Source organism: Pelagibacterium limicola (genome assembly GCF_015694405.1).
GTDB lineage: Bacteria > Pseudomonadota > Alphaproteobacteria > Rhizobiales > Devosiaceae > Pelagibacterium > Pelagibacterium limicola.
The window spans coordinates 393,801-418,456 of sequence record NZ_JADQDB010000003.1 but is presented as its reverse complement, the minus strand read 5'-3'; the positions used below and the strand labels follow the sequence as shown (position 1 = coordinate 418,456).

Sequence of the window (24,656 nt, the reverse complement as noted above, 5' to 3'; positions counted from 1 at the left end):
CCGATGTGCGGCGTTTGCGAAGGGCCTGGATATCCGGTGCTAAGCGGCCTGCGCCTGCGTGACGTCCCACACCGCCGGTAGCCCTTGTGCAGCCGGGAGCGAGATCGCGACCGTCGTTCCGCTCTCGAGCTGGGAGTCGATCACCAGCCGCCCGCCGCTCGCCTCGGCAATCGCCCGGGAAATTGCAATTCCCAGACCGACGCCGTCATGATGCCTTGCGCAGCCAGCATCGGACACGGCGAAGGGCTGGGTGAGCGCGGAAAGCTGATCTTCGGCCATGCCCTTGCCTGTGTCGGAAATCTCGAGAACGACACCGTCATCCGCCGACCACACCGCGAGCCGGATTTCGCCGCCGCGCGGCGTATAGCGGATGGCGTTATCGACGACGTTGTCGAGCATCCGCCCCAGGGATTGCCGATCCCCCGCCAAATAGCCGCAGGCATGGGTCTGCACGTCGAGATGCACGCCCGCCCGGGTCGCGCGTCCGGAAAACCGTGCGGCGGTGTTCGCCACTAGATCGTCGAGAGGGACGGGCTCGCATTTCAGGACGCGGTGCCCGCCTTCGAGTTCGGCAAATTCCAGAATGTCCGAGAACCGCTTGAGCAGCCGTTCGCCCGCCTGCCGGATGTCGCGCAGATAGGTGTTGTACCGCGCATCGCCCAGTGGACCGTAGGTCTCCATGCCGATGAGGTCGGTAAAGCCGATGATGTGGTTGAGGGGGGTGCGGATATCGTGGGAGAGGTGGGCGAGGAACGCCGTCTTTGCCCGGCTGGCTGCCTCGGCGCGGATCTTTTCCTCGTGATATTTTTGGGCCAGCGTATGCTGTTCCTCGCGGATGGCGGCCAGCATGCGGTCGGCTGACTTGCGCTGGGTAATGTCGGTGACGATGGTCACGAACCCGCCTTCGGGAAGAGGGCGCTCATCGAGAAGCAGCGTCGTGCCATCCTCGCGTTCGATCTCCACAACCCGCTGGCGGCTCTCATCGAGCACCGGAAGGGCTTCGATCCGGCCGGCGAGGCTTTTGGAAACGGCGGCATAGGAAATGCCGCGCTTGGCACACCGGTCTTCGAGCCGGAGAAGCGATTGGAACGCCGGATTGGCGGCGATCAATCGCCCGGTGTCAGACCAGCGGGCCAGTCCGTATGGCACCGCTTCGAATGCCGGCTCCAGATCGCTCCGCGCCGCAGGTGCTGCCGGACGCATGAGTCTCGCGGCGAATGTTACGATCAGCGCCAGTGCAAGCAGTCCGCCATTGCGCAATGCGATCTCGGGCGCCACGCGATCCAATTGAGCGTCGTAAAGGGTAAGGAGAAACAAGCCTGCCAGGACGGAAATCGCGAGGGTGGGAAGGGCGGGGGAAAGATCGTCGAGGAGGTAGCCTGGCTGTCGTGTAGGTTCCAAAGCGGTTGCCGCTGAGCCGAATCCCTTAGCGCCTACGCCGGATGTCTCCGTCGAATCCATGCCACGTCACCCGCTTTCGAAGCGGGCGCCCCCGAACCGTTCATTGATTGCTAAGAGCTTGAATCGGCACGTAGACTCTTGTCCATAGGCAATTTTTTCCGTCGCGGTGAGCGACAGTGAAATCGTGAGTCGCGAGAGTCACTTAGCCCTCGAGAAAAATCTTTCCACAGACGTCCGGATATTGATTGGAAGTGGATTTGCCAGCCGCATGATTCGCTGGGACGGGAATAATCGCGAACTGTAGCGTCCGGGTTACATCGCCAATCACGAACTGGTGATATTCTGTTCGGCTGCATCGACTCCGTCCGGGCCCGAATTGGATCCCGAACGTTCTTGTAGCGGCGCTGCTTGACCAATAGCACGAATAAATTTATCAAGTAGTCGCTTGTTTAATTATCAAAGCCGATTGTCCCTGCACGCGATTGTGGGAAGCGCGTGTGGGCTTTGCCGTCTTTCCCGTTTGGTGACTACCATGTTTGGCTGGTTTGAAAAGCGTCTTGACCCTTATCCGCCGCGCGACCCCGCGCAGCCGCCCAAGGGCCTGCTTGCCTTCTGTTTGCATTATATGGACGGGGTCAAATGGCCTCTCGCGGGCATGGCCATGCTCACGACCGCGATTGCCCTCGCCGAAATTGCGCTGTTCGCATTTCTCGGCAACGTCATCGACTGGCTGTCGAGCGCCGACCGTGAGACGTTTCTGGCCGAAGAAGGCGCGGGGCTTATGTGGATGAGCGTGTTCGTGCTCATCGTCCTGCCTCTGCTGGTACTGTTCTCGAACCTCATCATTCATCAGACGCTGCTGGGCAATTTCCCGCAACGCATTCGATGGATGGCGCACCGGTATCTCATCCGCCAGTCGATGACCTATTTCCAGGACGAGTTTGCCGGACGCATCGCCACCAAGGTGATGCAAACTGCGCTCGCCGTCCGTGAGACGGTGATGAAGCTCCTGGACGTGCTCAACTACGTCATCGTCTATTTCATCGGCGCGGTCATTCTCGCGGCAATGAACGACTGGCTGCTCGCCATCCCATTCCTTGTGTGGGTCGCGGCCTACATCCTGCTGCTCTGGTACTACGTGCCCAAGCTGGGCAAGATTTCTGAAATGCAGGCCGATGCGCGCTCGATGATGACCGGGCGGATCGTCGACAGCTATACCAACATCGCGACGGTCAAACTCTTCTCGCACTCGAGCCGCGAGGAAAGCTATGCCCGCGAGTCGATGGACGAGTTCCTCGGCACCGTCTATCGCCAGATGCGGATCGTCACGATCCTCAACATGGGCATCACGGTGCTCAATTCCTTGCTGCTTTTCGCTGTGGGCTTCATCGGCATATGGCTGTGGCTCGATAACCTCGTGACAGCCGGCGCGGTGGCCGCCGCGGCGGCAATCGTCCTGCGCTTCCATGGCATGAGCCAGTGGATCATGTGGGAAATGTCGGCGCTGTTCGAGAACATCGGCACGGTGCGGGATGGCATCAATTCGCTTTCGCTGCCCCGCGTGGTCGCCGACGAGCCCAATGCGCCCCGTATGGGCCGGGCTGTTGGCGGGATCGAGTTCAAGGACGTTGCCTTCAACTATGGCAAGAAGGGCGATGCCGGGTCCACGCGCGTCATCGAGGGCCTCAATCTCACGATCCCTCCTGGCGAAAAGATCGGCCTCGTCGGGCGTTCGGGCGCGGGCAAATCGACCATCGTCAATCTGCTCCTGCGCTTTTACGATCGCCAGAGCGGCCAGATCCTCATCGACGGCGTGGACGTCGCCACGGTCGCCCAGGATACCCTGCGCGCCAATATCGGCGTCGTGACGCAGGACACTTCGCTCCTGCACCGTTCGGTCCGCGACAACATAAAGTATGGCCGTCCGGATGCCTCCGACGAGGAGATGATCGCCGCTGCCCGGCAGGCCGAGGCGCATGACTTCATCCTGGGGCTGGCCGACGCCAAGGGTCGCAAGGGCTATGACGCCCATGTCGGCGAACGCGGCGTCAAGCTCTCGGGCGGTCAGCGCCAGCGCATCGCCATCGCCCGCGTCCTGCTCAAGGATGCACCGATCCTCGTTCTCGATGAAGCCACCTCGGCGCTCGATTCCGAGGTCGAGGCGGCGATCCAGAGCCAGCTCAACCGGCTGATGGAAGGCAAGACTGTGATCGCCATCGCCCACCGGCTCTCGACCATCGCTGCGATGGACCGGCTGATCGTCCTCGAGGAGGGCCGCGTGGTGGAGCAGGGGACCCATGCCCAGCTCATCGAGACCGGCGGCACCTATGCCCGGCTTTGGGCCCGGCAGTCCGGCGGGTTCATCGATGTGGACCTCGATGAGGCCGCAGCGGAATAACGGTGACGCCGGAATGGGCTATCGAGACGGTCAGGGCTCCCTCTCCCTCCACGCTAGGCGGGAGAGGGGGCCCAAAGGCCTGCGTTTGAAGTCTGGTCCCATGGAGGGCATATTCTGCGCATGAGTAGCCAAACCCGGAATCCCGCCCTCTGGATATCGCGCATTTTCGAAACCTGGATCGATCCGTTCCGCCCGCGCGAAAACCTCCAACCCCCGCCCACGATATGGGCCTTTCTCTGGCATTATGTGAGCCAGGCCAAGGGCCCCTATCTGCTCGTGATGGTGACCGGCGGGCTGGTCGCGCTCTTTGAGGCGCTGTTCTTTTTCTACATGGGCCGGCTGGTCGACATCCTCGACAGCGGCATGAGCGGGCAGGGCTGGCCGGGGCTCATCGCCCGGCATGGGCCCGAACTGGCGGCAATGCTTGGCGTCGTGATCGTGGGCCGCTTCATCGTGCCTGCCTTCAATGCATTGGTCGAGGAACAGACCATCGGGCGCGGCTTTGTCTCCATGGTTCGCTGGCAGGCCTACGGCTATGTGTCCCAGCAGTCGATGCGCTTTTTCTCCGACGACTTCTCCGGGCGGTTGGTGACCAAGGTCAGCCAGGTTTCGGGCTCGCTCAACGATTTTGTCGCCGGGGTGCTGCAGGTCTTCTGGTTCATGCTGATCTATACGGGCACGACCATCTTCCTTTTTGCCCAGCTCGATTGGCGCATGGTGGTGCTGATCCTTGTCTGGATCACCGTCTTTGCCTTGCTCGCCTGGTATTTCGTGCCCCGCATGCGCCAGCGCGCCGCCGACAACGCCGAGGCCGCCTCGAACCTCAACGGGCGCGTGACCGACAGCTTTTCCAACATACAGACCATCCGCCTGTTCGGCACCGCCGACGATAACGACCGGTACGTCCGCGACGGGTTCGAGCGGTTCCTTTTCTCCTCGACTCGCCTCTCGCGCATGGTCACGGGCGCTCGCGCCTCGCTTGGCCTGTTGTCCGCCGTCATGGTGACCGCCTTCGGTGTGCTCTCGATCCACCTTTGGGCGGAGGGCGCGATCAGCGTGGGCGCGGTGGCCTTCGCGCTGAGCCTCATCTTGCGGCTCAACATGATGCTGGGCCGCCTGATGGGCCAGCTCAACGGCCTGATGCGCCATTTCGGGATCATCCAGAATGCGATGGAAACCGTCGCCCAGCCGATCGAGATCACAGACGCCCCCGATGCCGCGCCACTCAAGGTAACCGACGCTGCGATCCGGTTCGAGGACGTGCGTTTCCACTACGGACGCACGCGCAGCGTGATCGAGAATGTCAGCCTCGATATCGCACCGGGGGAAAAGATCGGCCTTGTGGGCCATTCAGGTGCGGGCAAGTCGACCCTCGTCAACCTGCTGCTGCGCTTCTACGATCTCGAGAGCGGGCGTATCCTGATCGACGGTCAGGACATAGCGAAGGTGACCCAGGAGTCCCTGCGCGCCAGCATCGGCGTCGTGACGCAGGATACCGCGCTTCTCAACCGCTCGATTGCCGACAACATCCTGTTCGGCAAGCCCGATGCCAGCCTGGACGAAATGGTCGCGGCTGCCAGGCAGGCCGAGGCGCACGACTTCATCATGGAACTGGCCGACCATCGCGGCCGCAAGGGCTACAAGGCCCAGGTCGGCGAGCGCGGCGTGAAACTCTCGGGTGGCCAGCGTCAGCGCATCGCGATTGCCCGCGCCATCCTCAAGAACGCGCCGATCCTCGTCCTCGACGAAGCCACCTCAGCCCTCGACAGCGAAGTCGAAGCGGCGATCCAGAGCCAGCTCGGGCGCCTGATGGAAGGCAAGACCGTGATTGCCATCGCCCACCGACTCTCGACCATCGCAGCAATGGACCGCCTCGTCATCCTCGACCGCGGCCGCATTGTCGAACAGGGCACCCATGCCCAATTGCTCGCACTCGATGGCCGCTACGCCCAACTCTGGACTCGCCAGTCAGGCGGGTTCATCGGTGCGGAGGCGGACGGAGAAACGGTTTAGGGTTGAACGGCCGTCCTCAGGTGAGGGGGAACACGTCCCGGATTCTGGGCTCCCGCAGCCACAGCGCCACCCAGGCGAAAACGCCGAGGTAAACGCTGAATAGCGTATGGCTGAACAGCGGGTTGTCGACGCGAAGGTTTGCCGCTAGTGCCGCCCCCAGGAGGGCGGTGAACAGAACCGCGCCCAGCAGCGCCGTCCGCGGGATCAGAAACAGCACGATCGTCGCGACCTCGATCAGTCCGATCAGCAGCACGTATTTGGCGGGCCATCCGACGATCTCTAACGGCTCTAGCGCGAGGCTCGACCCCATCAGTTTCGGCGCCGCCGAAGCCCCCAGCATGAACAGGGCCAAGAGGCCCGACATAACCCAACCCGCAATGATCATTTTTACCTCCAGCCAAGCGCCCACTTGGCGCCGATAGCCATACGACGTCGGAGTTTTCATAGGCCCGACACTTGGAGGTGTATTTTAAATCCAGCGCCGCGTCCGCGCGAGGAAATCGGTATAGGCCGCCCCGAACTTGGCGGTGAGATACGCTTCCTCGCGCCGCACCACCACGCGGTCGAGGGTCAGCCAAAGCAGGGGCACGAGGATGAGTGTCCATTCGAGGGCAAAGACCAGTCCGATGCCCGTGAACAGCAGCAGAAAGCCGACATACATCGGGTTGCGCGTCATTCTGTAGGGCCCGTCAACGACGATGGCCGTGGTCGGCTTGAAAGGCTCGGGGTTGGTGCCCGCGGCCTTGAACAGCCGGAAAGCCCAGATATCGAGCGTGAGGCCCGCCAAGACCAGCAGAACGCCCGCCAGCGTCTGGATCGCAAGCACGGCCGGCGCGGCGAGGAACCGGATCGGCACGAGGAATTCAAGAAATATCGCCAGGAGCAGGAAAGCCACCGGATAGGTCGGTGGTATGTGGGGAAGCCCCGGATTGTCGTTCTGGATTTCGGTCATGATGCCCTCCCGCTTCACTTTCCAATTTATCCGCAGATGGAACTAAAGTAGAAAAGGTTCAAGAGCGGTGCCGTCCGGCAGCCGCCTCTCAATTTCAGATAGGGAGGAATCGCGATGGCCATCGCCGACGATCGGGCTGTGTCTGCAATCGATTACAGCAATTTCGATCTCGCGGGGTGGTTTTCCCTTTCGACGCCCGAACGGGGCTACAGGGGCGAAATCGCCCTGCCCGGAGACGTTCACACCGCGCTGCTGGACGCCGGGGAAATCCCCGATCCCTATTTCGGCCAGAACGAGGACGCGGTGGCCTGGGTCTATAAGACCCCATGGTCGGTCGAGCGCAGCTTCGAGGTGCCATCCGAGTTTGCCAGGGGTTACATCACCCTGACCCTCTCGGACGTCGATTGCATCGCCACGGTCTCGCTCAACGGCGAGGTGATCGCCCAAACGCAGAACCAGTTCATCCGCTACGATATCGACGTCACCGGCAAGGTGCGTGCAGGGGCCAATACGCTGCGGATCGATTTCGCCGCCGTACCCGATGTCGCCAAGGCCCGCGCCGATGCGCACCCGTTCGCCATTCCCTATGCAGCGATGAACCAGAAGGTCGCGCACCTCAATTTCGTCCGCAAGACCGCCTGCCACGCGGGCTGGGACTGGGGCATCTGCCTGATGCCGGTCGGTATCTATGGCCGTATGGCGCTGCGCCGGGTGCGCCTTGCGCGCACCGAAAGCGTGCAGGCAGATCAGCGCCACGAAAACGGCGAGGTGACTCTGACGCTCAAGACGCGGGTTCATGCCTTTGAATCCGGTGAGGTTTCGCTGATCCATACCATCGATGGCCAGACGATTGGCGGGCGCGTAGCGGTGCAAAAAGGCGAGAACCTCTTTACCCACACTCTCACTATCGACAACCCCAAAATCTGGTGGCCGTCAGGGCAGGGCGGGCAGCCGCTCTACGATCTCGTCACCGATCTGGACGGGGAAGTCACCACCCGGAAAGTGGGCCTCCGCAAGCTCGAATGGATCATCGAAAAGGACGAGATCGATCATTCCTTCAAGTGCCGGATCAACGGGCGCGACATCACGACGATGGGCGCCAACTGGATCCCCGCCGACGCCATTCCCTCGCGCATCACGCCCGAAGCCGTGCGAGACCTGCTCGAAAGCGCCAAGGCGGCAAACTACAACATGCTGCGCGTCTGGGGCGGCGGGCAATATGAGCCGGACTGGTTCTATGACATGTGCGATGAGCTGGGCCTGCTCATCTGGCACGATTTCATGTTCTCGTGCATGCCTTACCCCTCGGACCGGGCCTTTCTGGCCGATGTGGAAACCGAGATCACCCAACAGGTCCGCCGCCTCTCACACCACGCCTCGATTGCCATCTGGTGCGGCGACAACGAGGTGATCGGATCGCTCAACTGGTATCCCGAAACCCGCGAGAACCGCGACCGGCACCTTGCCAATTACGACCGCCTCTCGAACCTGCTCGCAAATATCGTCGCCGACGAAGATCCCCAGCGCCGCTTCTGGCCGTCCTCGCCCTCGCTCGGCTACATGGACTTTGCCGATGGGTGGCACATCGACACGCGCGGCGACATGCATTTCTGGGACGTCTGGCATTCGGCAAAAACCTTCGAGCATTACCGTACGGTGAAGCCCCGTTTTGCCTCCGAGTTCGGCTTCCAGTCCTTCACGTCGATGAACGTCATCGAGACATTCACCGATCCAAAGGACCGCAACCCGTCCTCGCCGGTCATGGAAACCCACCAGCGCAACGATGGCGGCAACGCCCGCATCCTTGAAACCATGTGCCGCTATTTCCGCTTCCCCAAGGGGTTCGAGGAGATGGTGTTCCTCTCCCAGATCCAGCAGGGCCTCGCCATCAAGACGGCCATCGAATTCTGGCGCTCCACCAAGCCGCGCTGCATGGGCACGCTCTACTGGCAGATTAATGACATCTGGCCCGTGGCAAGCTGGTCGAGCCTCGATTATGGCGGGCAGTGGAAGCTGCTCCATTACCTTGCAAAACGTTTCTTCAATCCCGTCAGCGTGGTCGCCATCCCCGAAGGTGATGAGATCGTCGTCAAGGCCATGAACGACGGCCCGTCTCCGCGCGATGTCAGCCTGCTCATCACGCTGGTCAGCCTCACCGGCGCGACCAAGGAACTGAAAAGACTCGATGTTTCCCTCGGACTTGAATCAGCCTCTGAACTGGTTCGCCTTCCACTTAAAGTCGTGGGGGAGGGTGAGTTTCTCTTCCTCGAATGGCGCGATGACGAAGGCAATCTCCTGGGGCACAACGATTTCTTCCCCCGCGCCTACAAGTATTACGACCTGCCCGACGCTCGGGTAAGCGCGGTATGGAGCGAGGAAAACGGTGTCCCCGTTCTCTCCCTCTCGGCCGATAAACCCGCCTTTTTCGTTACCGCTCATGTAGATAGTCCGGGATATTTCTCGGACAACTGCATCACCCTGTTGCCCGGTCAGACGGCGCGGCTTAGCTATAGTCCCCGGAAAGGCGCGGCACCCGCTCTGGATGATCTGAAGACGTCATTGAAGATCAACCATCTGGCCCGGACCTATTGACTCGGATTGTGTAAAGGATCGCGCATGAAACGCTCCCGCGTAAACGAAATCATCCTCGAAGCCGACGCGTTCATTCGCTCCTTCGGTTATATCATGCCGCCTTTCGCGTATTGGTCGCCGTCCGAGATGAAGGAGCGGCGGGCCGATATCGACAACATTCTCAAGGCAGGTCTCGGCTGGGACGTGACCGATTACGGGCAGGGCGATTTCGACAATCTGGGCCTGTTTCTCTTTACCGTCCGCAATGGCGACGCCGCGGACCTCACGAAGGGCACGGGGATGCTCTATGCGGAAAAGATCATGATCTCGCGCCGCGACCAGATTTCCCCCATGCACCGGCATACGATCAAGGCCGAGGACATCATCAACCGCGGCGGCGCGCGGCTTGCGCTCCAGCTCCATAATGACGACGGCACGGGCACCGGCATCGACATGGAGAGCGATGTCGAAGTCTTCACCGACGGTATCCGCCGCGTCCTTCCCGCCGGCGGTATCCTCGAGCTCAATCCCGGCGAAAGCGTAACCCTGCTTCCGGGCAACTGGCACAAATTCTGGGGGGAGGGCGGCGACGTGCTGATCGGCGAAGTCTCCACCGTCAACGACGACCGTACCGACAATACCTTTCTCGACCCCATCGGCCGGTTCTCTGAAATCGAAGAGGACCAGGAGCCGATCCACCTTCTGGTGTCCGATTATCCCAAATGGTTCGGGATCGGCGGCGGTTCGGGTTACTGAGCGTCGCATCGCCGGCCCGTCGCCTCCGGCCTTCTCCCTGCCTGGGAGAAGGTGCAACGGAGCGGGACAAAGGGCTTGGTTCCCGTCTTTGTTGCCACTGAACCAATCGTGATCGCCCCTCCCACGTTTCGGGAACACCCTGGGGAACACTTCTCCGATCCGGTCATTGCCCAAGCAACCCGGAACACAGGAGATGCTCATGCCCCGCCACCTCGTCGCCGCTGCCTTGGCGACCACCATGCTCGCGACGCCCGCATTCGCTCAGACCTTTGAAACAGAGTACGGCCCGGTAACGGTCGAGCCCTATGTCGAGGGGCTGCAACACCCTTGGGGCCTCGTTTTCCTGCCGGATGGCGGTGCGCTGGTCACGGAAAGGGGTGGCGCGTTGCGCCATATCGATGAGGACGGTGCGCTTTCCGATCCCATCGAGGGCGTCCCCGAAGTCGATGCACGCGATCAGGGCGGCCTGCTCGGCATCGCCCTCGACCCCGATTTCGACTCCAACCGCTACGTCTACCTCAGCTTCGCGGAACCGGGACCGGACGGGACCAACTCGACTGCCGTAGCGCGCGGCGTGCTGAACGAGGACCTGTCCGCGCTTTCCGATGTCGAGGTCATTTTCTCGCAACAGCCCAAGCTGCCATCGACCATGCACTACGGCTCCCGCCTCGTCTTCGATAACGACGGCTACCTTTTCATCACGACAGGCGAGCGGTCGGATGCGCAGTTCCGCGACCAGGCCCAGGATCTCGATTCCCATCTCGGCAAGGTGATCCGCATCCTGCCCGATGGCACAGTGCCGGACGACAATCCCTTCCTCGACACCGAAGGCGCGCTGCCCGAAATCTGGAGCTATGGACATCGCAACATGCAGGGCGCCGCGCTGCACCCCGAAACCGGGCAGCTTTGGGTCGTCGATCACGGCCCGCGGGGCGGGGACGAGTTCAACCGGATCGAGGCCGGCGGCAATTACGGCTGGCCGCTCGTGACCGAAGGGACCGAATATTCCGGGGCGCCGATTGACCCCCCCACGGATCTCCCCGACGATCTCATCGCGGCAGAGCGGTCCTGGACGCCATCCCCGGCCCCTTCTGGCCTCGCCTTCTACACCGGCGACATGTTCCCCGACTGGCAGGGCGACGCCTTCATGGGGGCGCTGGCGGGAACCAACCTCATCCGCATCGACATGGATGGGGAAACCGTGCTGGGCGATGAATTCCTCTTCGACAACCTGCCCTATCGCATCCGCGACGTCGTACAGGGACCGGATGGCGCGCTTTATTTGTTGACCGATGAAACCGAAGGACAGGTTCTGCGTTTGAGCGCCGAGTAATGTAGTCCCCCTGCGCCGGCCAATACGGCGCAGGGGGCGATCCAATTTCCGCCGCACGCAGTCCTTGCTGTATAAAGGCGCAAATGAGTTGCCATTTGCACCGGAGCCCTCCTTCTTGTCCAAGCTGCCTTCCAAGCCGGTCCTCGAGATCCGCAATGCTCGCATCCGCGATATTCCCGCAATCATCAGGCTGACCCAGCGGGTTTATCCCGAAGAGGGGCCCTACGAGCCGGGTATGATCAGGGGCCAAATCAACGCTTTTCCAGAGGGCCAGTTCGTCGCTGTTTATGACGGCGAAATCGTCGGCTACGCCGCCACTCTCCAGCTGGCCGAAAAATCCATCTTCCGCCAGCATACCTGGGAGGACATCACCGGCGCCGGTTACGGCTCGATGCACAACGCCAAGGGCGAATGGCTCTATGGCGTGGAAGTGTGCGTCGATCCCGGCCGCCAGCGCGCCCGCATCGGCAAGCGCCTTTACGAGGCGCGCAGCCGGCTCTGCGACGAACTGTGGCTCAAGGGGATCGCCTTTGGCGGCCGCCTCCCGGGCTATCGCCGCAACAAGAAGGACTATCCCCGCGCGCGGGATTATTTCAAGGCGGTCAAGGAGCGCGAAGTGCGCGATCCCGTAGCGGCTTTCCAGATGAAGCTCGGCTACGAGCCGGAAATGCTGCTGCGTAACTATCATCCGGACGACAAGGCGTCCGGAGGACACGCCGCGCTCATGGTCTGGCGCAATCCGCGCTACGACCCCGAGGACGAACAGCGCCCGGCCCACCAGCGCTCCAAGGAAACCGTACGCGTCACGACCGTTCAGATGGAAGCGCGCCGGGTGGCCAATTCCGACGAATTCTTCGCCTATGTGCAGTATTTCGTGGAAGTCGCCGCCGACTACGGGTCGGACTTCATCGTCTTTCCCGAACTTTTCACCCTGATGCTGCTGTCGAGCGAGCCTGAGCGCCCGCCCCATGAGGCGGTGGTGCGGTTGACCGAGTTTACGCCCGAATTCCTCGAGCGGATGCAGAAGATGGCCCTGGGCTGGAACATCAACATCATCGGCGGTTCCCACCCCACGGAAACGGAAGACGAGGACATCCAGAACGTCTGCTATGTCTTCCTGCGCGACGGCACGATCCACGCGCAGGAAAAAATCCATCCCACGCCGGACGAGCGCGACTATTGGGGCATCGTGGGCGGCGACACCGTGGACGTGATCGACACAGACTGCGGCCCGATCGGGGTGATGATCTGCTATGACTCAGAGTTCCCCGAAGTGGCCCGCCGCCTCGCGGATCAAGGCGCCCGCATCATGTTCGTGCCTTACTGCACCGACACGCGGCAGGGGCATCTGCGCGTGCGCTATTGCGCCCACGCCCGCACCATCGAGAACCAATGCTATGTCGTGACCTCGGGCATTACGGGCAATCTCGCCAATGTCGATAATCTCGACATCAACTACGCCCATTCGGCCATCCTGACGCCCTCGGACATGCCCTTCGCCCGCGACGGCATTGCTGCCGAAGCGAGCGAGAATGTCGAAATGGTCGTCGTCGCCGATCTCAACGTCTCCACCCTACAATGGGCCCGCGCCCAAGGCGCCGTCCGCAACCTGCGCGACCGGCGCTTCGACCTCTACCGAGTGAGGTGGAAGGACGGGGGCTAGACCGCCGCGTACCGCAGGAACATATAGCCGCCGTCAAAGTGTCTGTGCTCGATGAGACGCAATTTTGTCTCGCGGGTAAAATCCCCGAACATCGGTTTGCCCCCGCCGAGCAGGGTGGGATAGATGGTCACCTCGAATTCATCGACCAGCCCCAGCGCGATGAAGTCGCGCGCCAGTGTCGCGCCGCCGAGGCTCATGTCCTTGCCTGGCTTTGCCTTAAGCTCGGCAACCTCTGTGGCAATATCCCGCGTCGCGAGCCGCGCGCGTCCCTCTACAGAAGTCAGCGTGCGCGAAAAGACAAGCTTTTCCTTGCTGTTCCATATGCGCGCATAGTCGAGCGTTACAGGGGATGCGGCGGGATCCGCGGCTGCGCCGGGCCAATAGTCGTTCATGATTTCATAGAGCCGCCGCCCATAGATATGCGTATCGATCGCGGCTTCGCGTTCGTTGAAATGCCGGTGCAATTCGTCGGGAGGATTGGTGAACCCGATGCTCCCCTCGGTGTCCTCGATATAACCATCGAGCGACATCTGCATGGAGTAGATGATCTTGCGTTCCGGCATCAGATTTCCCCCAATTCGCCCTGCAGATTGCGCAACGCCGTCGTCAGGCCGTTAAGGTTGCCGCGCACCATTTCGTCTCCGACATAGGACACGATCTGTGCCGACACCTCCAGTCGCGTGCCTTCCCCGACAGGGGAAAGCGCGAAACTGATCAGCGAGGAGGACAGAGCCCCTCCCGGTCCCGACACGTTCTCGCTGAACACGATGAATTTTTGCGGCTCGATGGCGAGATAGTGCGCTTCAACCCGGAACATGAGGTTGTCCTTGGGCCCGCAATGGCTGATCTCGAGCCCGCCAACACGGAAGTCGGAATTGTCAAAGACCAGCGCCTCGTCAGCACTCGGCGCGCCCCAGCGCGAGCGGGATTCCGTATCCGACAATGCCTTGAAAACGCGCTCTGGGCTGGCGCGATAGGTGCGTTCGAGATTGAATGCGCCGTGGGTCAGGGTACTCATTTTGCGTCGGCGACCTCCGGGGCAAAGTAGGCCTCGAGCTGGTCGAGCTGATAAAGGACGCCGCCCCGCCGTGTCTGGGGATTGTCGTGCCCGTCGAAATATGCGCCTTGCTCGGTGAGGCGAAGCACCGTGCCACGCTCATCGGGGATCAGTTCGACAGTGGTCACCGACGACGAGATCCGCGTCGTGCCTTTTGCGATGGAATAGGCGGTAACGATCCGGCTGTTGGGGACGATATCGTCAAACCGCGCCAGCGACACGAACGGTTCCTCGCCCTTGGGCCCGAACCGGCTCAGATCGGTGCCGCCGATTGTGAAATCGAACGTTTCGTTTTCGAATACCCAGCCGTCGGATGGTGCAGCCCAGATTTCGATCTGCTTTGGATCCGACCACGCGCTGAAAACGCGCTCCGGGGAAACCGGATAGGTCCGCTCCAAAGTGAAGGTTCCGTGTGTAACGCTCATGTTGACTCTCCCTTGTCTGCCAGCAATTCGCCCAGCGCATCGAGCCTGCGGCTCCAAAGCGTGCGGCGGTCGTTGATCCACTGTTCGGCCATGCTCAGTGCCTCGGGTTCGATCTGGCATGTCCGTACCCGGCCCAACTTCTGGGTCCGTACCAGTCCCGCGTTTTCCAGCACCGCCAGATGCTGCATCACGGCGGGCAGGGACATCGGCAAAGGCCTGGCAAGCTCGCTGACCGAAGCGGGGCCGCCGGTCAGCCGCTCCAGCATGCCCCGGCGGACAGGGTCCGCCAGCGCCTGGAACATGTGATCGAGCTGTTCTGATTGGTTAAGCATTCCCTTAAGTATCAAGCGGAGAGTAGATAGTCAAGCCGATGCTTAACTATTGGCGTCAAAATCTCACGCCCCCAGGAGCCTGCCCGGGGAGCGCAAAATTTTAGTGCATTTATTCAGGTACTTAACCGTGATAGCGGATTCGCTGGTCGATGCGGTTGAATCGAATTGCGAGGTCCGGAAGATCAGGCGGCCAGGCCTTCGCGCCTCAGGGCTTCCTTCACACCAGGCCTCGCCTCAACGCGTTGCGCGAAGTCGAGCAGCCTCGCGGGCGGGTTGAGCCCGAAATCCCGCGCCCAGCGCACCATCACATAGAGCAGGGCATCTGCGGCGCTGAATGTGTCTCCGAACACATAGTCGGCATCCATCTCGTCAGCGATCAGGGAGAGCCGCGAGACGATCGCATCCTTTGCCGCGTCCTTTTCCGCATCTGCGGGAGAAAACATTGACCGCATGAACGGCCTGTGCACCTCGGTCGCCAGAAAAGCCAGCATTTCGAGATTGCGCTGCCGCCCCAGCGGGCCGGGTGGCACCAGTTGCGGGGCCTGTGCGCTCACCCAATCCATGATAGCGACATTTTCGGTCAGCACTGCGCCGTCATCGAACACCAGCGTAGGGACATAGCCCTTCGGGTTCACCTCGGCGAAATTGTCACCATGCTCGGTTAGCCGGTTAGTGAGATCGACATGGATCAGGTCGACATCGATTCCCGCTTCAACCAGTACAATATGGTCCGCGAGGCTGCATGCCCCGCGATTGTAATAGAGCTTCATTTTGCGAGGTACTCCGATAGCGCGTCGAGCGTGCTGTTCCAGCCTTCCTCGTGGCCGTCCCGGGCGGATTCGCTGAGGAAGAACGATTGGTGAAGAGTAAGCGACGTGCCGCCACCCTCGGCGTCTGTCAGGGTGACGGTAACCGTCGTGTCGTGCGTCTTCTGCCCGGCGTCATCGAGCCAGCTATGGGTGAAGACAACTTTCTCGTCCGGCACGATTTCGAGATACGTGCCGCCTGTCCAATACTCGTCGCCCTCCGGTGACCGCATACAACTGCGATAGTCACCCCCTATGCGGATGTCGGCTTCAGAATGGGGAATAGTGAACCCGGTCGGGCAGCACCAGAGTTTGAGCTGATCGGGATCCGTCCAAGCCCGGAATACAAGTCCGCGCGGGGCTGAAAACTTGCGCCGGATCGTCAGTTCCGGACGCGTTTGAGGAGCCATTGCGTTCATGACTTTTCTCCTTTCTGGATTTCGCTGAGGTAGTCGTCGAGATGATCGAGGCTGCCATCCCAGAAGCGACGATAGTTTTCGATCCAGTCGGCGACGCCGCGCATGGGCGCGGCCTCCAGTCGGCAAGGCCGCCACTGTGCCGTCCGGCTCCTAGAGATAAGTCCCGCACGCTCGAGAACCTTGAGGTGCTTGGATATCGCAGGCAGCGTCATCGCGAACGGTTCCGCAAGTTCATTGACGCTCGCTTCCCCGGCACTGAGCCGCGTCAGAATTGCGCGCCGGGTGGGGTCGGCGAGTGCCGATAACGTCACACTCAGGTGATCCTGGGTCATATTTATTTACCGATAGGTTAATTATCTTATCGGTTAAATAGATTCGTTTGCGTGAAATGTCAACGCCGGTTCGCCGGAAGCGCACATGTGGTGAAATTATATTTAAGAACAGTAAGTTACGTGCAAACGCGGATTCAGATGCGGAGCAACCTGAATAGATTTTTCAACTCGCGGTACTATGAAGCCCGGGTCTGCCGCCGCGAAAGCGTGTCCAGATGCTGCCGGATGTGCGTCGCTTCGGCAGTCGTATTGGCCAGCGCAATGGCCCGGTCGAAGGCCGTGCGCGCCTCGCCGTCCCGGCCAAGCTCCATCAGCAGCCAGCCGCGCAGCCCGTGAAAATGGAAATAGCCATCGAGTTGGGCTGCAAGCGGGTCGACCATCTTCAGCGCAGCCTCGGCCCCCTCGACCTTGCTCACCGCCACGGCGCGGTTGAGCGTCACGACGGGGGAGGGCTGCATCTGTTCGAGGGTTCGATAAAGCAGTTCGATACCGCGCCAATCGGTGTCTTCGGGCCGTACCGCGCGGGCATGGGTAGCCGCAATGGCGGCCTGTACCTGATAGACGCCCGGCCGGTTGTGCCGGATGGCCTTGTCGAGCAGCGCTAGCCCTTCGGAGATCTTCGTGCGGTCCCAAAGTGCCCGGTCCTGATCGTCGAGCAGCACCACATCACCCTCGGCATCGAACCGCGCCGCCGCGCGTGACTCCTGGAGCAGCATGAGCGCCAGAAGCCCCATGATTTCCGGCTCGGCCGGAAACAGCCCCAGCAGCAGCCGCGCCAGCCGGATCGCTTCGCCCGAGAGCGATTGCCGCTCGCGCTGGTTTTCGCTGGCCGTCGAGTAGCCTTCGTTGAAAACCAGATAGATCATCGCCGCAACGACGCCGAGCCGCTCGGAGCGCTCGAGGGCGTCCGGCGTATCGAATGCCACGCCCGCTTCGGCAATCCGCCGCTTGGCGCGCGTGATGCGCTGCTCCATCGCCGCCTCCCCCACCAGAAAGGCGCGTGCGATCTGCTTGACCGAGAGCCCCGAAACGATCCTGAGCGCCAGCGCGATCTGCTGGGTCGCCGGCAGGTCGGGATGGCAGCAGACAAACAGCAGGCGCAGGATGTCGTCGCGGTAGTGGGAATCGTCGAGCTGTTCTACGACCCTTGCTTCCTGGTCTTCCGTATCCGAAAGCTTGTCCTCGTCGGGCAATTCGGTCTGCTTTGCGCGGCGACGCAGCGTGTCGATGCCCGTGTTCCGACCCACGAGAATGAGCCACGCTGCCGGATCGCGCGGCGGCCCGTTGCGTGGCCAGGATTTGAGCGCCTTGAGGCACGCCTCCTGGAACGCTTCCTCGGCAAGATCGATATCCCTGAAGTAGCGATAAAGGGCCGCCACGGCGCGCGGACGCGCACCGGTCAATGTCAGCCCCATCCATTCGCTATCGACTTCGCTCACGCTGATTTCGTCCCTTGGTTGAAAAAGCCCACTGGGCGGATCTCGTAGGACCCCGAACCCGGATTTACTGCGCAGAGCTCGCGCACGAACTGCACGACCTCTTCGAGATTCTCGCAATCGACCACGTAAAAGCCGAGGAACTGTTCCTTGGTTTCGGCAAACGGGCCATCGAGCACCAGCGGCTCGCCGGCTGTCTTGCGGATGGTCGTTGCTGCCGTCGTGGGGAGGAGCCTGGCGACCGGGCCGAGCTTGCCTTTCTCGGCCATCGGCCGTTGCACGGCAATCAGGTCGCCCATCACCTTGTCGTCATAGTCCTTGGACCAGGCGGCGACTTCGGCTTCGTCGTTGTAGCAAAGAATGGCATAAAGCATGGTTCGCTCCTCGCACATGCATAAGACGTTCAGTGTTCTGCCCCGCCGACAGCATCGGCGAGTTTTTTCACGGCGGCGACTTTGCCTTTCCGGCCGCATAAAATCTACCGTCGCGGAACGACTGGCTGGCGTTCCGCATTATTACTTCCGGCGCAATCCAACGAGGGGAGACCCAGAAATGGCGATGAACCGAAGCGAAATCGAAAAGCTGCTGGGGCCGGTCGACAATCAACTGGCGGCAGAAATCGTCCGCACCGATGCCAGCCCCGTCGAACTTGCGCAGGCATTGTCGTGGCTCCATTCGGACGAAGCACGGGTCAACGAAGGGGCACATATGCCTACCGGCGTGGTGGCCGAGCTCGTCGATCTGCTTGAAGCTGTCGAAGACGAGGATGGCGGCTCGACCCCACTCGACGATGGTACGTCGGACTGGGTTTAGGCCCCGTCTGGACAAACGGCGGAAAATCAAATTGTAATAGTGTTTTGGGTTGCCGGGGTGGTGGTGTCCGGGTTGGCCATGTCAGAGCGTTTCAAGAATTTCATTATTGACCTGCTCGCCCAATGCGGGGTCGAGGTCAACGGAAGTAGGCCCTGGGATATCCAGGTGCATGACGAACGCCTCTACCGGCGCATCATGACGCAAGGTTCGCTGGGACTGGGCGAAGCCTATATGGATGGTTGGTGGGATGCCGAGGCGGTCGACCAGTTCATCCATCGCGTGCTGGTGAACGACGTGCAGAGCAAGATCAAGCTCGATCTGGCGCTCGCCGTCTCGACCCTAAAGGGTATCGTCTTCAACCGCCAGCGCAGCGACCCAAGGGAAGTGGCCGAAAAGCATTACGATCGCGGCAACGATCTTTACGGGCGGATGCTCGACCCGCGCATGGTCTATTCATGTGGGTACTGGCGCGATGCTGACAATCTCGAGGACGCGCAGGAGGCCAAGCTCGATCTCATCTGCCGCAAGATCGGCTTGAAGGAAGGGATGCGCCTGCTCGATATCGGCTCGGGCTGGGGCGGGCTCATCAAGTTCGCCGCCGAGCGCTATGGCGTTAAGGCCGTCGGCATCACGGTTTCCAGGGAACAGGCCGCTTACGCCAACGATACGCGCGGCAACCTGCCCATCGAGACGCGGCTGATCGACTACATGTCGCTCGATGGCGAGTTCGACCGCATCGTCTCGGTCGGCATGTTCGAGCATGTGGGGTTCAAGAATTACCGCCGGTACTTCAACAAGGTCAACGATCTGCTGGCCGATGATGGGCTGTTTCTGCTCCACACGATCGGCGGCAATCTCAGCAGGATGCACGGCGATCCATGGCTGGAAAAATACATCTTCCCCAATGGCATGCTGCCCTCTCCCCGCCAGATATCGGACGCCTCCGAAGGGCTGCTGGTCATGGAGGATTGGCACAATTTCGGTGCCGACTACGACAAGACCCTCATGGCCTGGCACGCCAATTTCGAGGCCGCCTGGCCCGATCTCAGGGACAAGTACGGCGAGCGGTTCTATCGCATGTGGCGCTATTACCTCCTGAGCTGTGCCGCGATCTTCCGCGCCCGCTGGATACAGCTCTGGCAGATCGTTTACTCACGGCATGGGCTGCCGGGCGGGTATCTGAGCATCCGATAGGGCAGCCGGGCCCGGCCTAGACGGTCGCGCCGATCATCGGGGCGACCAGCAGCAGCGCGAGCGGCACCGTAACGGCGCCCAGCACCGTCTGGAACGCGATGATCCCTGCCATCAGCGGCGCATCCCCGCCGAGCTGCCGCGCCATCACGTAGGAGGATGATGCGGTAGGCAGGCACTGGATCATGAAGACGACCAGCGCCGCCGGCCCGCTCAGGCCCACGGCAAGGCAGATTGCGACGGTGATCGCGGGGACCAGCAAAAATTTTCCTGCCGTTGCGACGAGGGCAGGGCGGATGCCCCGCCCAAGCGCTTCCCAGTTCAGCGCCGCCCCGACGCACAAAAGCCCGATGGGCAGCGCCGCCTGACCCATCGCCTGCATGAACCCTTCAATCCCTTGCGGCAGCACGATCCCCGTCAGCCGCAGAACGATTCCGGCCACGCAGCCGAGAATGAGCGGATTGAGTGCGATGGATTTGACGACGCCGAACGCCGTTGGCTGGCGGGTGCCGTAGCGCGCGAACACTAGCGCGCAGAGCACATTGACCGTGGGTACCAGAATGGCGTTGGTGACCGCCGCCAGCGCCGCACCCGAAACGCCCAGCAGCCCCACCGCCGCAGTAACGCCGACATAATTGTTGAACCGGATGCTGCCCTGGATGACCGAGGTCAGCACCGGCCCTTCGAACCGGAACGCCCGGTTGGCGACGAGCATGACGAGCGTACCGATGACAGCCGGTCCGGAAAGCCCGGCGATCATTGCGCCGACCGGCACGCCGCTCAGATCGGCCCTGTAGAGCCCGTGGGCAAAGAGCAGGGGCAGCAGCACGAAATAGGCCAACCGCTCGGCCTGCGGCCAGAAGGCTTCCCCCAGAAACCCGAAACGGCGGAGCAGATGCCCCAGGGTGATGATGAGCGCGATAGGGAGAAGAGCGGAAAAGATAAGGGCGAGCATTGCCGTTCTCTATCGCGCCTTCGACGCCTCGCCAAGTAATCCAATGGTTGAGTCTTGCCAAATGGCGTAATGACGCCTATTTTACGCCAAAAGGAGATAGCCATGCTGCAAGAAGTGCCGCGCACCAAGGCCGCGCCCGAGGTCCCGCTCATCACCGCTACCGAAGCGGAAGCGATGGCGCGCGCCGTGATGAACCTCTTCGAACGCTGGCAGCTGTCGGACGCCGAGGCGCGCGAAATCCTCGGGGGTCTCGCCGCGCGCACCTGGGCACGGTGGAAGGCGGGTGAGATCGGTCGCATCGACCGCGATCTCGCAACGCGCCTCTCGCTGCTCATGGGCATACACAAGGGCTTGCGCTATCTCTTTTCCGATCCCGCCCGCGGCTATGAGTGGATCAGCAAGCCCAATAGCGCGCTGGGGGGCAAATCCCCTGCAAACATCATGGCGCAGGGCGATATGTTCTCGCTCGCCCGAGTCCGTGCCTATCTCGACGCCGAACGGGGCGGCTGGTGACCTCAATCCCGCCCGTCCGCGTAAGCTGGCCGCGCGCTTGCCGCATCATCCGCTCGATCCACCCGCCCATCGATCTTTTTGAGGATATCGCCGACCCACGCGATTGGGAGGCGCTTGCCTCCGCCGAATCCAAGACCAACCCGCGCCTATGGGAACACCTGGGCCGTCTCGATCTCGTTCCCCCGGACCGGCGCGTGGGCGGCGCCGGCGCCAGCCTCCTCATGGCCCCCTTCGTCCATGTCAGCACCGACCGTCCCGGCCGGTTCACCGACGGCACATATGGGGTCTACAGCGCCGGCGACAGTGAGGAAGTGGCCATTCGCGAAGTCGCCTATCACCACGGCCGCACGATGGCCGCGTCCAATGAAGCGCCTGGCTGGACCTCTCAGTTCCGCCTTCTCATCAATGCCATCGATCTCGACCTCGCCGACCTGCGGGAATTCGGCAAATACCACCACCCCACCGACTATTCGGCGTCTCAATCGCTCGGGCGCGACCTGCGCGCCAAGGGCGCCAACGGCGTCGTCTACAAGAGCGTCCGCTCCCCGGGCGGCCAATGCGCCGGCATCTTCTGGCCCAACCTCATCCCGCCACCCGTGCAGGGCGACCATTTCGACTATCATTGGAACGGCAAGGTCGTAGATCGCGTCCGCAATTGCCGAACGGGCGAGATATTCGCCTTGTGATGCGGCCGATCACCATGCCGAGATTGGACAGCGCCGCCGCCCTCCGGTATGGAACCGCGCAAGCACCCAACAAAGCTGTCGCGATGAGCCTCCGTACCGCCCGAAAATTCTCCGTTGCTCCCATGATGGATTGGACGGGCGTCTCGAATAGATAATTGAATTCAATGTTTTAGGTGTGACGATTTTCTAATGTTGTACCGTTGTTGTATTTGTTGGACGAGTCTGGTCGGAACCAAGGAAGTGTGACTAAGGTTCAGTTAGATGGCAGATGTGTCGTCCCGACTGGCGCTGATCAGCGGATTGCCAAAAACCAGGCATGAAGTCGGCCTCGAGGCACTATTTCCGACGGAAGGCGTGCGCTTCGGACAGTGCGATCTGGCGTCGCTTGTCGAGGTATGAGGCTAGGTCCTGAAGATGAACGCCCTTCGCGCTTTTCTGGCTTTTTTCTGCCCGGGTAATTGGAAGCTCGATTTCTCCAGCGCTCACTTTGCGCAAGAATTTGGTGAGCGTGAGGTGGGAAAAATAGTCTTTGCACACGGTTTCTGCGGGAACAATAACGCGTCCCTCATACTGCGCCATGAGTAAGAAGAGTGTGTTCAAGTTCGTGGTCCGCCAGCAGTTTTCGTGACGATGATCAACCGTACGGCTTCAATGTTCAATTGGAACGGACGGCGCCACGTGGGTAGGGAAGGCGACTATCGTGTGCTCGCGACATGAATAGAAAACCGCTTCGCAGTGCAAAAATGGGTGTCGCGCTTACACTAGCTCAAACAAGTTGGCAGCTTTTTGGTTCAAGAAGTCGCCATTCTGGTGGGATATCCGGAACCATACTGGCATCATCACTAAGCCAATCTTGGCGTACTGTAGCGTGGCATTCGAGCGAAAGTCTGTGTCCGCATTCTAAGCTGCGTCGATCGACAGCGTAAGCGCCATCGAGACTTTGGGCGACTGCCCCGAAAAGGTCCGGGACATTCTGGCTGGTCTTTAAAACAGTCTGGTCCGAAGGTCCGCTCTGCTTTTCCGGGAAATGATTGCGAGAATCATTTCCCGGATTTGGTTACCGGTATTGCAGCCGGGCGACGGATCAGTAGTTGGGCTCTGGCATGAGCAAGTGGGCCAGATAGGCCAGCCCTCCTTGCAGTTCGGTGCGGCCAATGGATCCGCCAAGACATACGCGCACACATTCGTCTGCGGTGCCGCCGACAGTGAACGCATCGGAAGGAATGATGCCGATGTGCCGGCCCGTCATATTCGCCATGATGTTTGCCCGGCTCGTACCGGGCGGAAGGCGCAACCATACATTGAATGCGTTTTCGGCCGAAAGGAATTCGAGGCCATGAAGGGCCTCTGCAGCAATGTCCTGCCGGATAGCGGTTTCCTTGCGAATAAAGCGTCTGACAAGGTCCGCGGTTCCATCTTCTATCCAGCGTGTCGCGAGCGCCATAGGCAATGTTGACGGCATCACCATAAGCGCGCGCAGTGACCCTTCCAGCGCAAGCGCATGTTTTGCCGATGGCGCAACGGTATAGGCCAGACGCAGCCCTGCTCCGATGCACTTTGCCAATCCGCCGATATACCAGGTCAGATCCGGAGCCGAAGCGGCGATTGGGGCTGGAGCCTTGTCAGGCACAAAACCATAGGCGTCATCTTCGATCAGTTGCACGCGGTAGTCGCTGATAATCTGGGAAATCTCCAGGCGCCGTGCCGTCGGTGAGGTGATCGTTGTGGGATTTTGCAGGGTCGGATTGAGATAAAGCATACGCGGCTGGTGGCGTTTGATCGCTTCCTCCAAGGCATCGGGAAGCACGCCCTGGTTGTCCATTTCAACCCCGACAAGGTTGACATTGAGACGCTGGGCGATACTCCGAATGCCGGGATAGGTAATTTTTTCGCACAATACCGTGTCATTGCGTTCGACGGTCATGGCCAATATGGCCGTGATTGTAGCGTGCGCTCCGGGCGTGACCGCGATGCGTTCGAGTTTTGCCATGAGACCGCGCAGCGACAGCCAACTTGAAGCCGCGGACCTGTCCTGTTCGCTGCCAATGGCCGATTGATAGCGCAGCAATTGAATAAGGTTGGCTGACACATAGTGCAGGCCATCGCGCATCTTCTCGACCAACGCGGGGTCTGTTGGTTCGGGCGGCATATTCATCACGAGGTCTTCGCTCGCCTCACGGGATGGATCCGCCAATGTGGTTGATGCGGCGCTCGCGGCGACAAAGGTTCCGCGACCGACTTGGCTATTCACCAGCCCTCGCGCCTGTGCCTCGGAATAGGCGCGCGTAACGGTTGTAAAGTCGATCTTGAGCCTGGCAGCAAGCTGCCTTTGAGGTGGAAGCCGCATGCCGGGCTTAAGCAGTCCGGACTTGATGTCCTCAGCAATTGCCTCTGCGATCATGAGGTAGCGGGGCGTTCCGTCACTCCGCATGCCCGGAGTCCAGTTCTGCATGAGTTCCTCAAATTGAGTCGATCAATATGTTGCACAATGTATGGATCACATTTTCTCTAATATCTAGCCATCATTAGCGATATTCTGAGCAGTGGGATGCCGAAGAAATAGCTCCCGTGCGCAAAATATATGCACATATGAGTCAAATTACA

Annotated in this window: 25 protein-coding genes; 10 read left to right on the top strand and 15 right to left on the bottom strand. The window is 61.0% G+C overall.

What is annotated here, in order from left to right:
• Positions 1-39 precede the first annotated feature (39 nt).
• Entirely contained in the window at positions 40-1,401 is a 1,362-nt protein-coding gene (locus tag I2G20_RS08150; protein ID WP_196259193.1) for a sensor histidine kinase, read from the bottom strand.
• Between the two features lie 532 nt (positions 1,402-1,933).
• Here I2G20_RS08150 and I2G20_RS08145 point away from each other — a divergent pair.
• Together I2G20_RS08145 and I2G20_RS08140 are read left to right on the top strand one after the other, a co-directional pair.
• Positions 1,934-3,799: an ABC transporter ATP-binding protein gene (locus I2G20_RS08145; RefSeq protein ID WP_196259192.1), complete on the top strand. Its 1,866-nt coding sequence runs from the start codon at positions 1,934-1,936 to the stop codon at positions 3,797-3,799.
• A 120-nt stretch (positions 3,800-3,919) separates the two neighbouring features.
• Positions 3,920-5,812 carry an ABC transporter ATP-binding protein gene (locus I2G20_RS08140; RefSeq protein ID WP_196259191.1) on the top strand — a complete coding sequence of 631 codons (1,893 nt, stop codon included), beginning with the start codon at positions 3,920-3,922 and terminating at the stop codon, positions 5,810-5,812.
• Between the two features lie 16 nt (positions 5,813-5,828).
• On the opposite strand, the gene I2G20_RS08135 is transcribed toward I2G20_RS08140, so the two are convergent.
• Together I2G20_RS08135 and I2G20_RS08130 are read right to left on the bottom strand one after the other, a co-directional pair.
• The gene (locus I2G20_RS08135) at positions 5,829-6,197 is read right to left on the bottom strand and encodes a DoxX family protein (RefSeq protein WP_196259190.1); all 369 of its coding nucleotides are present in this window, start codon (positions 6,195-6,197) and stop codon (positions 5,829-5,831) included.
• Positions 6,198-6,281: 84 nt separating this feature from the next.
• Positions 6,282-6,764 (bottom strand): methyltransferase family protein, encoded by a 483-nt coding sequence (locus I2G20_RS08130; protein ID WP_196259189.1) that lies wholly within the window; start codon positions 6,762-6,764, stop codon positions 6,282-6,284.
• Between the two features lie 114 nt (positions 6,765-6,878).
• Here I2G20_RS08130 and I2G20_RS08125 point away from each other — a divergent pair, with 114 nt between their 5' ends.
• The 4 genes from I2G20_RS08125 to I2G20_RS08110 all read left to right on the top strand — a co-directional run bounded on the left by I2G20_RS08125 (position 6,879) and on the right by I2G20_RS08110 (position 13,087).
• Positions 6,879-9,356 carry a beta-mannosidase gene (locus I2G20_RS08125; RefSeq protein ID WP_196259188.1) on the top strand — a complete coding sequence of 826 codons (2,478 nt, stop codon included), beginning with the start codon at positions 6,879-6,881 and terminating at the stop codon, positions 9,354-9,356.
• Between the two features lie 24 nt (positions 9,357-9,380).
• Complete coding sequence (locus tag I2G20_RS08120) at positions 9,381-10,091, top strand: D-lyxose/D-mannose family sugar isomerase (RefSeq protein ID WP_196259187.1); 711 nt, start codon at positions 9,381-9,383, stop codon at positions 10,089-10,091.
• Between the two features lie 199 nt (positions 10,092-10,290).
• Positions 10,291-11,424 (top strand): PQQ-dependent sugar dehydrogenase, encoded by a 1,134-nt coding sequence (locus I2G20_RS08115; protein WP_246472931.1) that lies wholly within the window; start codon positions 10,291-10,293, stop codon positions 11,422-11,424.
• Between the two features lie 115 nt (positions 11,425-11,539).
• A complete protein-coding gene (locus I2G20_RS08110; RefSeq protein ID WP_196259185.1) occupies positions 11,540-13,087 on the top strand; it encodes a bifunctional GNAT family N-acetyltransferase/carbon-nitrogen hydrolase family protein in 1,548 nt (515 codons plus the stop codon).
• Here I2G20_RS08110 and I2G20_RS08105 read toward each other — a convergent pair.
• The 9 genes from I2G20_RS08105 to I2G20_RS08065 form a co-directional block, all read right to left on the bottom strand.
• On the bottom strand, positions 13,084-13,650 hold the full coding sequence (locus I2G20_RS08105; RefSeq protein WP_196259184.1) for a dihydrofolate reductase family protein: 567 nt from the start codon (positions 13,648-13,650) through the stop codon (positions 13,084-13,086). The genes I2G20_RS08110 and I2G20_RS08105 overlap by 4 nt on opposite strands.
• Entirely contained in the window at positions 13,650-14,105 is a 456-nt protein-coding gene (locus I2G20_RS08100) for an SRPBCC domain-containing protein (RefSeq protein WP_196259183.1), read from the bottom strand. The genes I2G20_RS08105 and I2G20_RS08100 overlap by 1 nt, the downstream gene beginning before the upstream one ends.
• Positions 14,102-14,569, bottom strand: coding sequence for an SRPBCC family protein (locus I2G20_RS08095; protein ID WP_196259182.1), 468 nt, complete (start codon positions 14,567-14,569; stop codon positions 14,102-14,104). Before I2G20_RS08095 ends, I2G20_RS08100 begins: the two co-directional genes overlap by 4 nt.
• Complete coding sequence (locus I2G20_RS08090) at positions 14,566-14,901, bottom strand: ArsR/SmtB family transcription factor (protein WP_196259181.1); 336 nt, start codon at positions 14,899-14,901, stop codon at positions 14,566-14,568. Before I2G20_RS08090 ends, I2G20_RS08095 begins: the two co-directional genes overlap by 4 nt.
• 182 nt (positions 14,902-15,083) lie before the next feature.
• Complete coding sequence (locus tag I2G20_RS08085) at positions 15,084-15,671, bottom strand: glutathione S-transferase N-terminal domain-containing protein (RefSeq protein WP_196259180.1); 588 nt, start codon at positions 15,669-15,671, stop codon at positions 15,084-15,086.
• Positions 15,668-16,126, bottom strand: a complete 459-nt coding sequence (locus tag I2G20_RS08080) for an SRPBCC family protein (protein ID WP_196259179.1) — start codon at positions 16,124-16,126, stop codon at positions 15,668-15,670. Before I2G20_RS08080 ends, I2G20_RS08085 begins: the two co-directional genes overlap by 4 nt.
• A complete protein-coding gene (locus I2G20_RS08075) occupies positions 16,123-16,458 on the bottom strand; it encodes an ArsR/SmtB family transcription factor (protein ID WP_196259178.1) in 336 nt (111 codons plus the stop codon). The genes I2G20_RS08080 and I2G20_RS08075 overlap by 4 nt, the downstream gene beginning before the upstream one ends.
• Before the next feature lie 176 nt (positions 16,459-16,634).
• Complete coding sequence (locus I2G20_RS08070) at positions 16,635-17,873, bottom strand: RNA polymerase sigma factor (RefSeq protein ID WP_196259346.1); 1,239 nt, start codon at positions 17,871-17,873, stop codon at positions 16,635-16,637.
• 20 nt (positions 17,874-17,893) lie between these two features.
• Entirely contained in the window at positions 17,894-18,268 is a 375-nt protein-coding gene (locus I2G20_RS08065; protein ID WP_196259177.1) for a YciI family protein, read from the bottom strand.
• Between the two features lie 178 nt (positions 18,269-18,446).
• Between I2G20_RS08065 and I2G20_RS08060 the strand changes: the two genes are divergently transcribed.
• Together I2G20_RS08060 and cfa are read left to right on the top strand one after the other, a co-directional pair.
• Positions 18,447-18,707, top strand: a complete 261-nt coding sequence (locus I2G20_RS08060) for a hypothetical protein (protein WP_196259176.1) — start codon at positions 18,447-18,449, stop codon at positions 18,705-18,707.
• A 78-nt stretch (positions 18,708-18,785) separates the two neighbouring features.
• Positions 18,786-19,901: a cyclopropane fatty acyl phospholipid synthase gene (cfa, locus tag I2G20_RS08055; protein WP_196259175.1), complete on the top strand. Its 1,116-nt coding sequence runs from the start codon at positions 18,786-18,788 to the stop codon at positions 19,899-19,901.
• A 16-nt stretch (positions 19,902-19,917) separates the two neighbouring features.
• On the opposite strand, the gene I2G20_RS08050 is transcribed toward cfa, so the two are convergent.
• On the bottom strand, positions 19,918-20,853 hold the full coding sequence (locus I2G20_RS08050) for an AEC family transporter (protein WP_196259174.1): 936 nt from the start codon (positions 20,851-20,853) through the stop codon (positions 19,918-19,920).
• Positions 20,854-20,955: 102 nt separating this feature from the next.
• Here I2G20_RS08050 and I2G20_RS08045 point away from each other — a divergent pair, with 102 nt between their 5' ends.
• Together I2G20_RS08045 and I2G20_RS08040 are read left to right on the top strand one after the other, a co-directional pair.
• Entirely contained in the window at positions 20,956-21,366 is a 411-nt protein-coding gene (locus I2G20_RS08045; RefSeq protein WP_196259173.1) for an MbcA/ParS/Xre antitoxin family protein, read from the top strand.
• Positions 21,363-22,052, top strand: a complete 690-nt coding sequence (locus I2G20_RS08040; RefSeq protein ID WP_425502628.1) for an RES family NAD+ phosphorylase — start codon at positions 21,363-21,365, stop codon at positions 22,050-22,052. The genes I2G20_RS08045 and I2G20_RS08040 overlap by 4 nt, the downstream gene beginning before the upstream one ends.
• A 336-nt stretch (positions 22,053-22,388) precedes the next feature.
• Here the strand turns inward: I2G20_RS08040 and I2G20_RS08035 are convergent, their stop codons facing one another.
• Positions 22,389-22,652 carry a pyocin activator PrtN family protein gene (locus I2G20_RS08035; protein WP_196259172.1) on the bottom strand — a complete coding sequence of 88 codons (264 nt, stop codon included), beginning with the start codon at positions 22,650-22,652 and terminating at the stop codon, positions 22,389-22,391.
• Positions 22,653-23,136: 484 nt separating this feature from the next.
• Positions 23,137-24,504: an aminotransferase-like domain-containing protein gene (locus tag I2G20_RS08030; protein WP_196259171.1), complete on the bottom strand. Its 1,368-nt coding sequence runs from the start codon at positions 24,502-24,504 to the stop codon at positions 23,137-23,139.
• Positions 24,505-24,656: the final 152 nt, after the last annotated feature.

What these genes read in the sequence shown, in the direction of transcription:
- I2G20_RS08075 (WP_196259178.1), bottom strand. Translation starts at nt 16,458, where the DNA reads ATGACCCAGGATCACCTGAGTGTGACGTTATCGGCACTCGCCGACCCC.
- I2G20_RS08090 (WP_196259181.1), bottom strand. Translation starts at nt 14,901, where the DNA reads ATGCTTAACCAATCAGAACAGCTCGATCACATGTTCCAGGCGCTGGCG.
- I2G20_RS08060 (WP_196259176.1), top strand. Translation starts at nt 18,447, where the DNA reads ATGGCGATGAACCGAAGCGAAATCGAAAAGCTGCTGGGGCCGGTCGAC.
- I2G20_RS08070 (WP_196259346.1), bottom strand. Translation starts at nt 17,873, where the DNA reads ATGGGGCTGACATTGACCGGTGCGCGTCCGCGCGCCGTGGCGGCCCTT.
- I2G20_RS08105 (WP_196259184.1), bottom strand. Translation starts at nt 13,650, where the DNA reads ATGCCGGAACGCAAGATCATCTACTCCATGCAGATGTCGCTCGATGGT.
- I2G20_RS08030 (WP_196259171.1), bottom strand. Translation starts at nt 24,504, where the DNA reads ATGCAGAACTGGACTCCGGGCATGCGGAGTGACGGAACGCCCCGCTAC.
- I2G20_RS08045 (WP_196259173.1), top strand. Translation starts at nt 20,956, where the DNA reads ATGCTGCAAGAAGTGCCGCGCACCAAGGCCGCGCCCGAGGTCCCGCTC.
- I2G20_RS08085 (WP_196259180.1), bottom strand. Translation starts at nt 15,671, where the DNA reads ATGAAGCTCTATTACAATCGCGGGGCATGCAGCCTCGCGGACCATATT.
- I2G20_RS08135 (WP_196259190.1), bottom strand. Translation starts at nt 6,197, where the DNA reads ATGATCATTGCGGGTTGGGTTATGTCGGGCCTCTTGGCCCTGTTCATG.
- I2G20_RS08115 (WP_246472931.1), top strand. Translation starts at nt 10,291, where the DNA reads ATGCCCCGCCACCTCGTCGCCGCTGCCTTGGCGACCACCATGCTCGCG.
- I2G20_RS08140 (WP_196259191.1), top strand. Translation starts at nt 3,920, where the DNA reads ATGAGTAGCCAAACCCGGAATCCCGCCCTCTGGATATCGCGCATTTTC.
- I2G20_RS08050 (WP_196259174.1), bottom strand. Translation starts at nt 20,853, where the DNA reads ATGCTCGCCCTTATCTTTTCCGCTCTTCTCCCTATCGCGCTCATCATC.
- I2G20_RS08065 (WP_196259177.1), bottom strand. Translation starts at nt 18,268, where the DNA reads ATGCTTTATGCCATTCTTTGCTACAACGACGAAGCCGAAGTCGCCGCC.
- I2G20_RS08130 (WP_196259189.1), bottom strand. Translation starts at nt 6,764, where the DNA reads ATGACCGAAATCCAGAACGACAATCCGGGGCTTCCCCACATACCACCG.
- I2G20_RS08145 (WP_196259192.1), top strand. Translation starts at nt 1,934, where the DNA reads ATGTTTGGCTGGTTTGAAAAGCGTCTTGACCCTTATCCGCCGCGCGAC.
- I2G20_RS08080 (WP_196259179.1), bottom strand. Translation starts at nt 16,126, where the DNA reads ATGAACGCAATGGCTCCTCAAACGCGTCCGGAACTGACGATCCGGCGC.
- I2G20_RS08120 (WP_196259187.1), top strand. Translation starts at nt 9,381, where the DNA reads ATGAAACGCTCCCGCGTAAACGAAATCATCCTCGAAGCCGACGCGTTC.
- I2G20_RS08095 (WP_196259182.1), bottom strand. Translation starts at nt 14,569, where the DNA reads ATGAGCGTTACACACGGAACCTTCACTTTGGAGCGGACCTATCCGGTT.
- I2G20_RS08125 (WP_196259188.1), top strand. Translation starts at nt 6,879, where the DNA reads ATGGCCATCGCCGACGATCGGGCTGTGTCTGCAATCGATTACAGCAAT.
- cfa (WP_196259175.1), top strand. Translation starts at nt 18,786, where the DNA reads ATGTCAGAGCGTTTCAAGAATTTCATTATTGACCTGCTCGCCCAATGC.
- I2G20_RS08100 (WP_196259183.1), bottom strand. Translation starts at nt 14,105, where the DNA reads ATGAGTACCCTGACCCACGGCGCATTCAATCTCGAACGCACCTATCGC.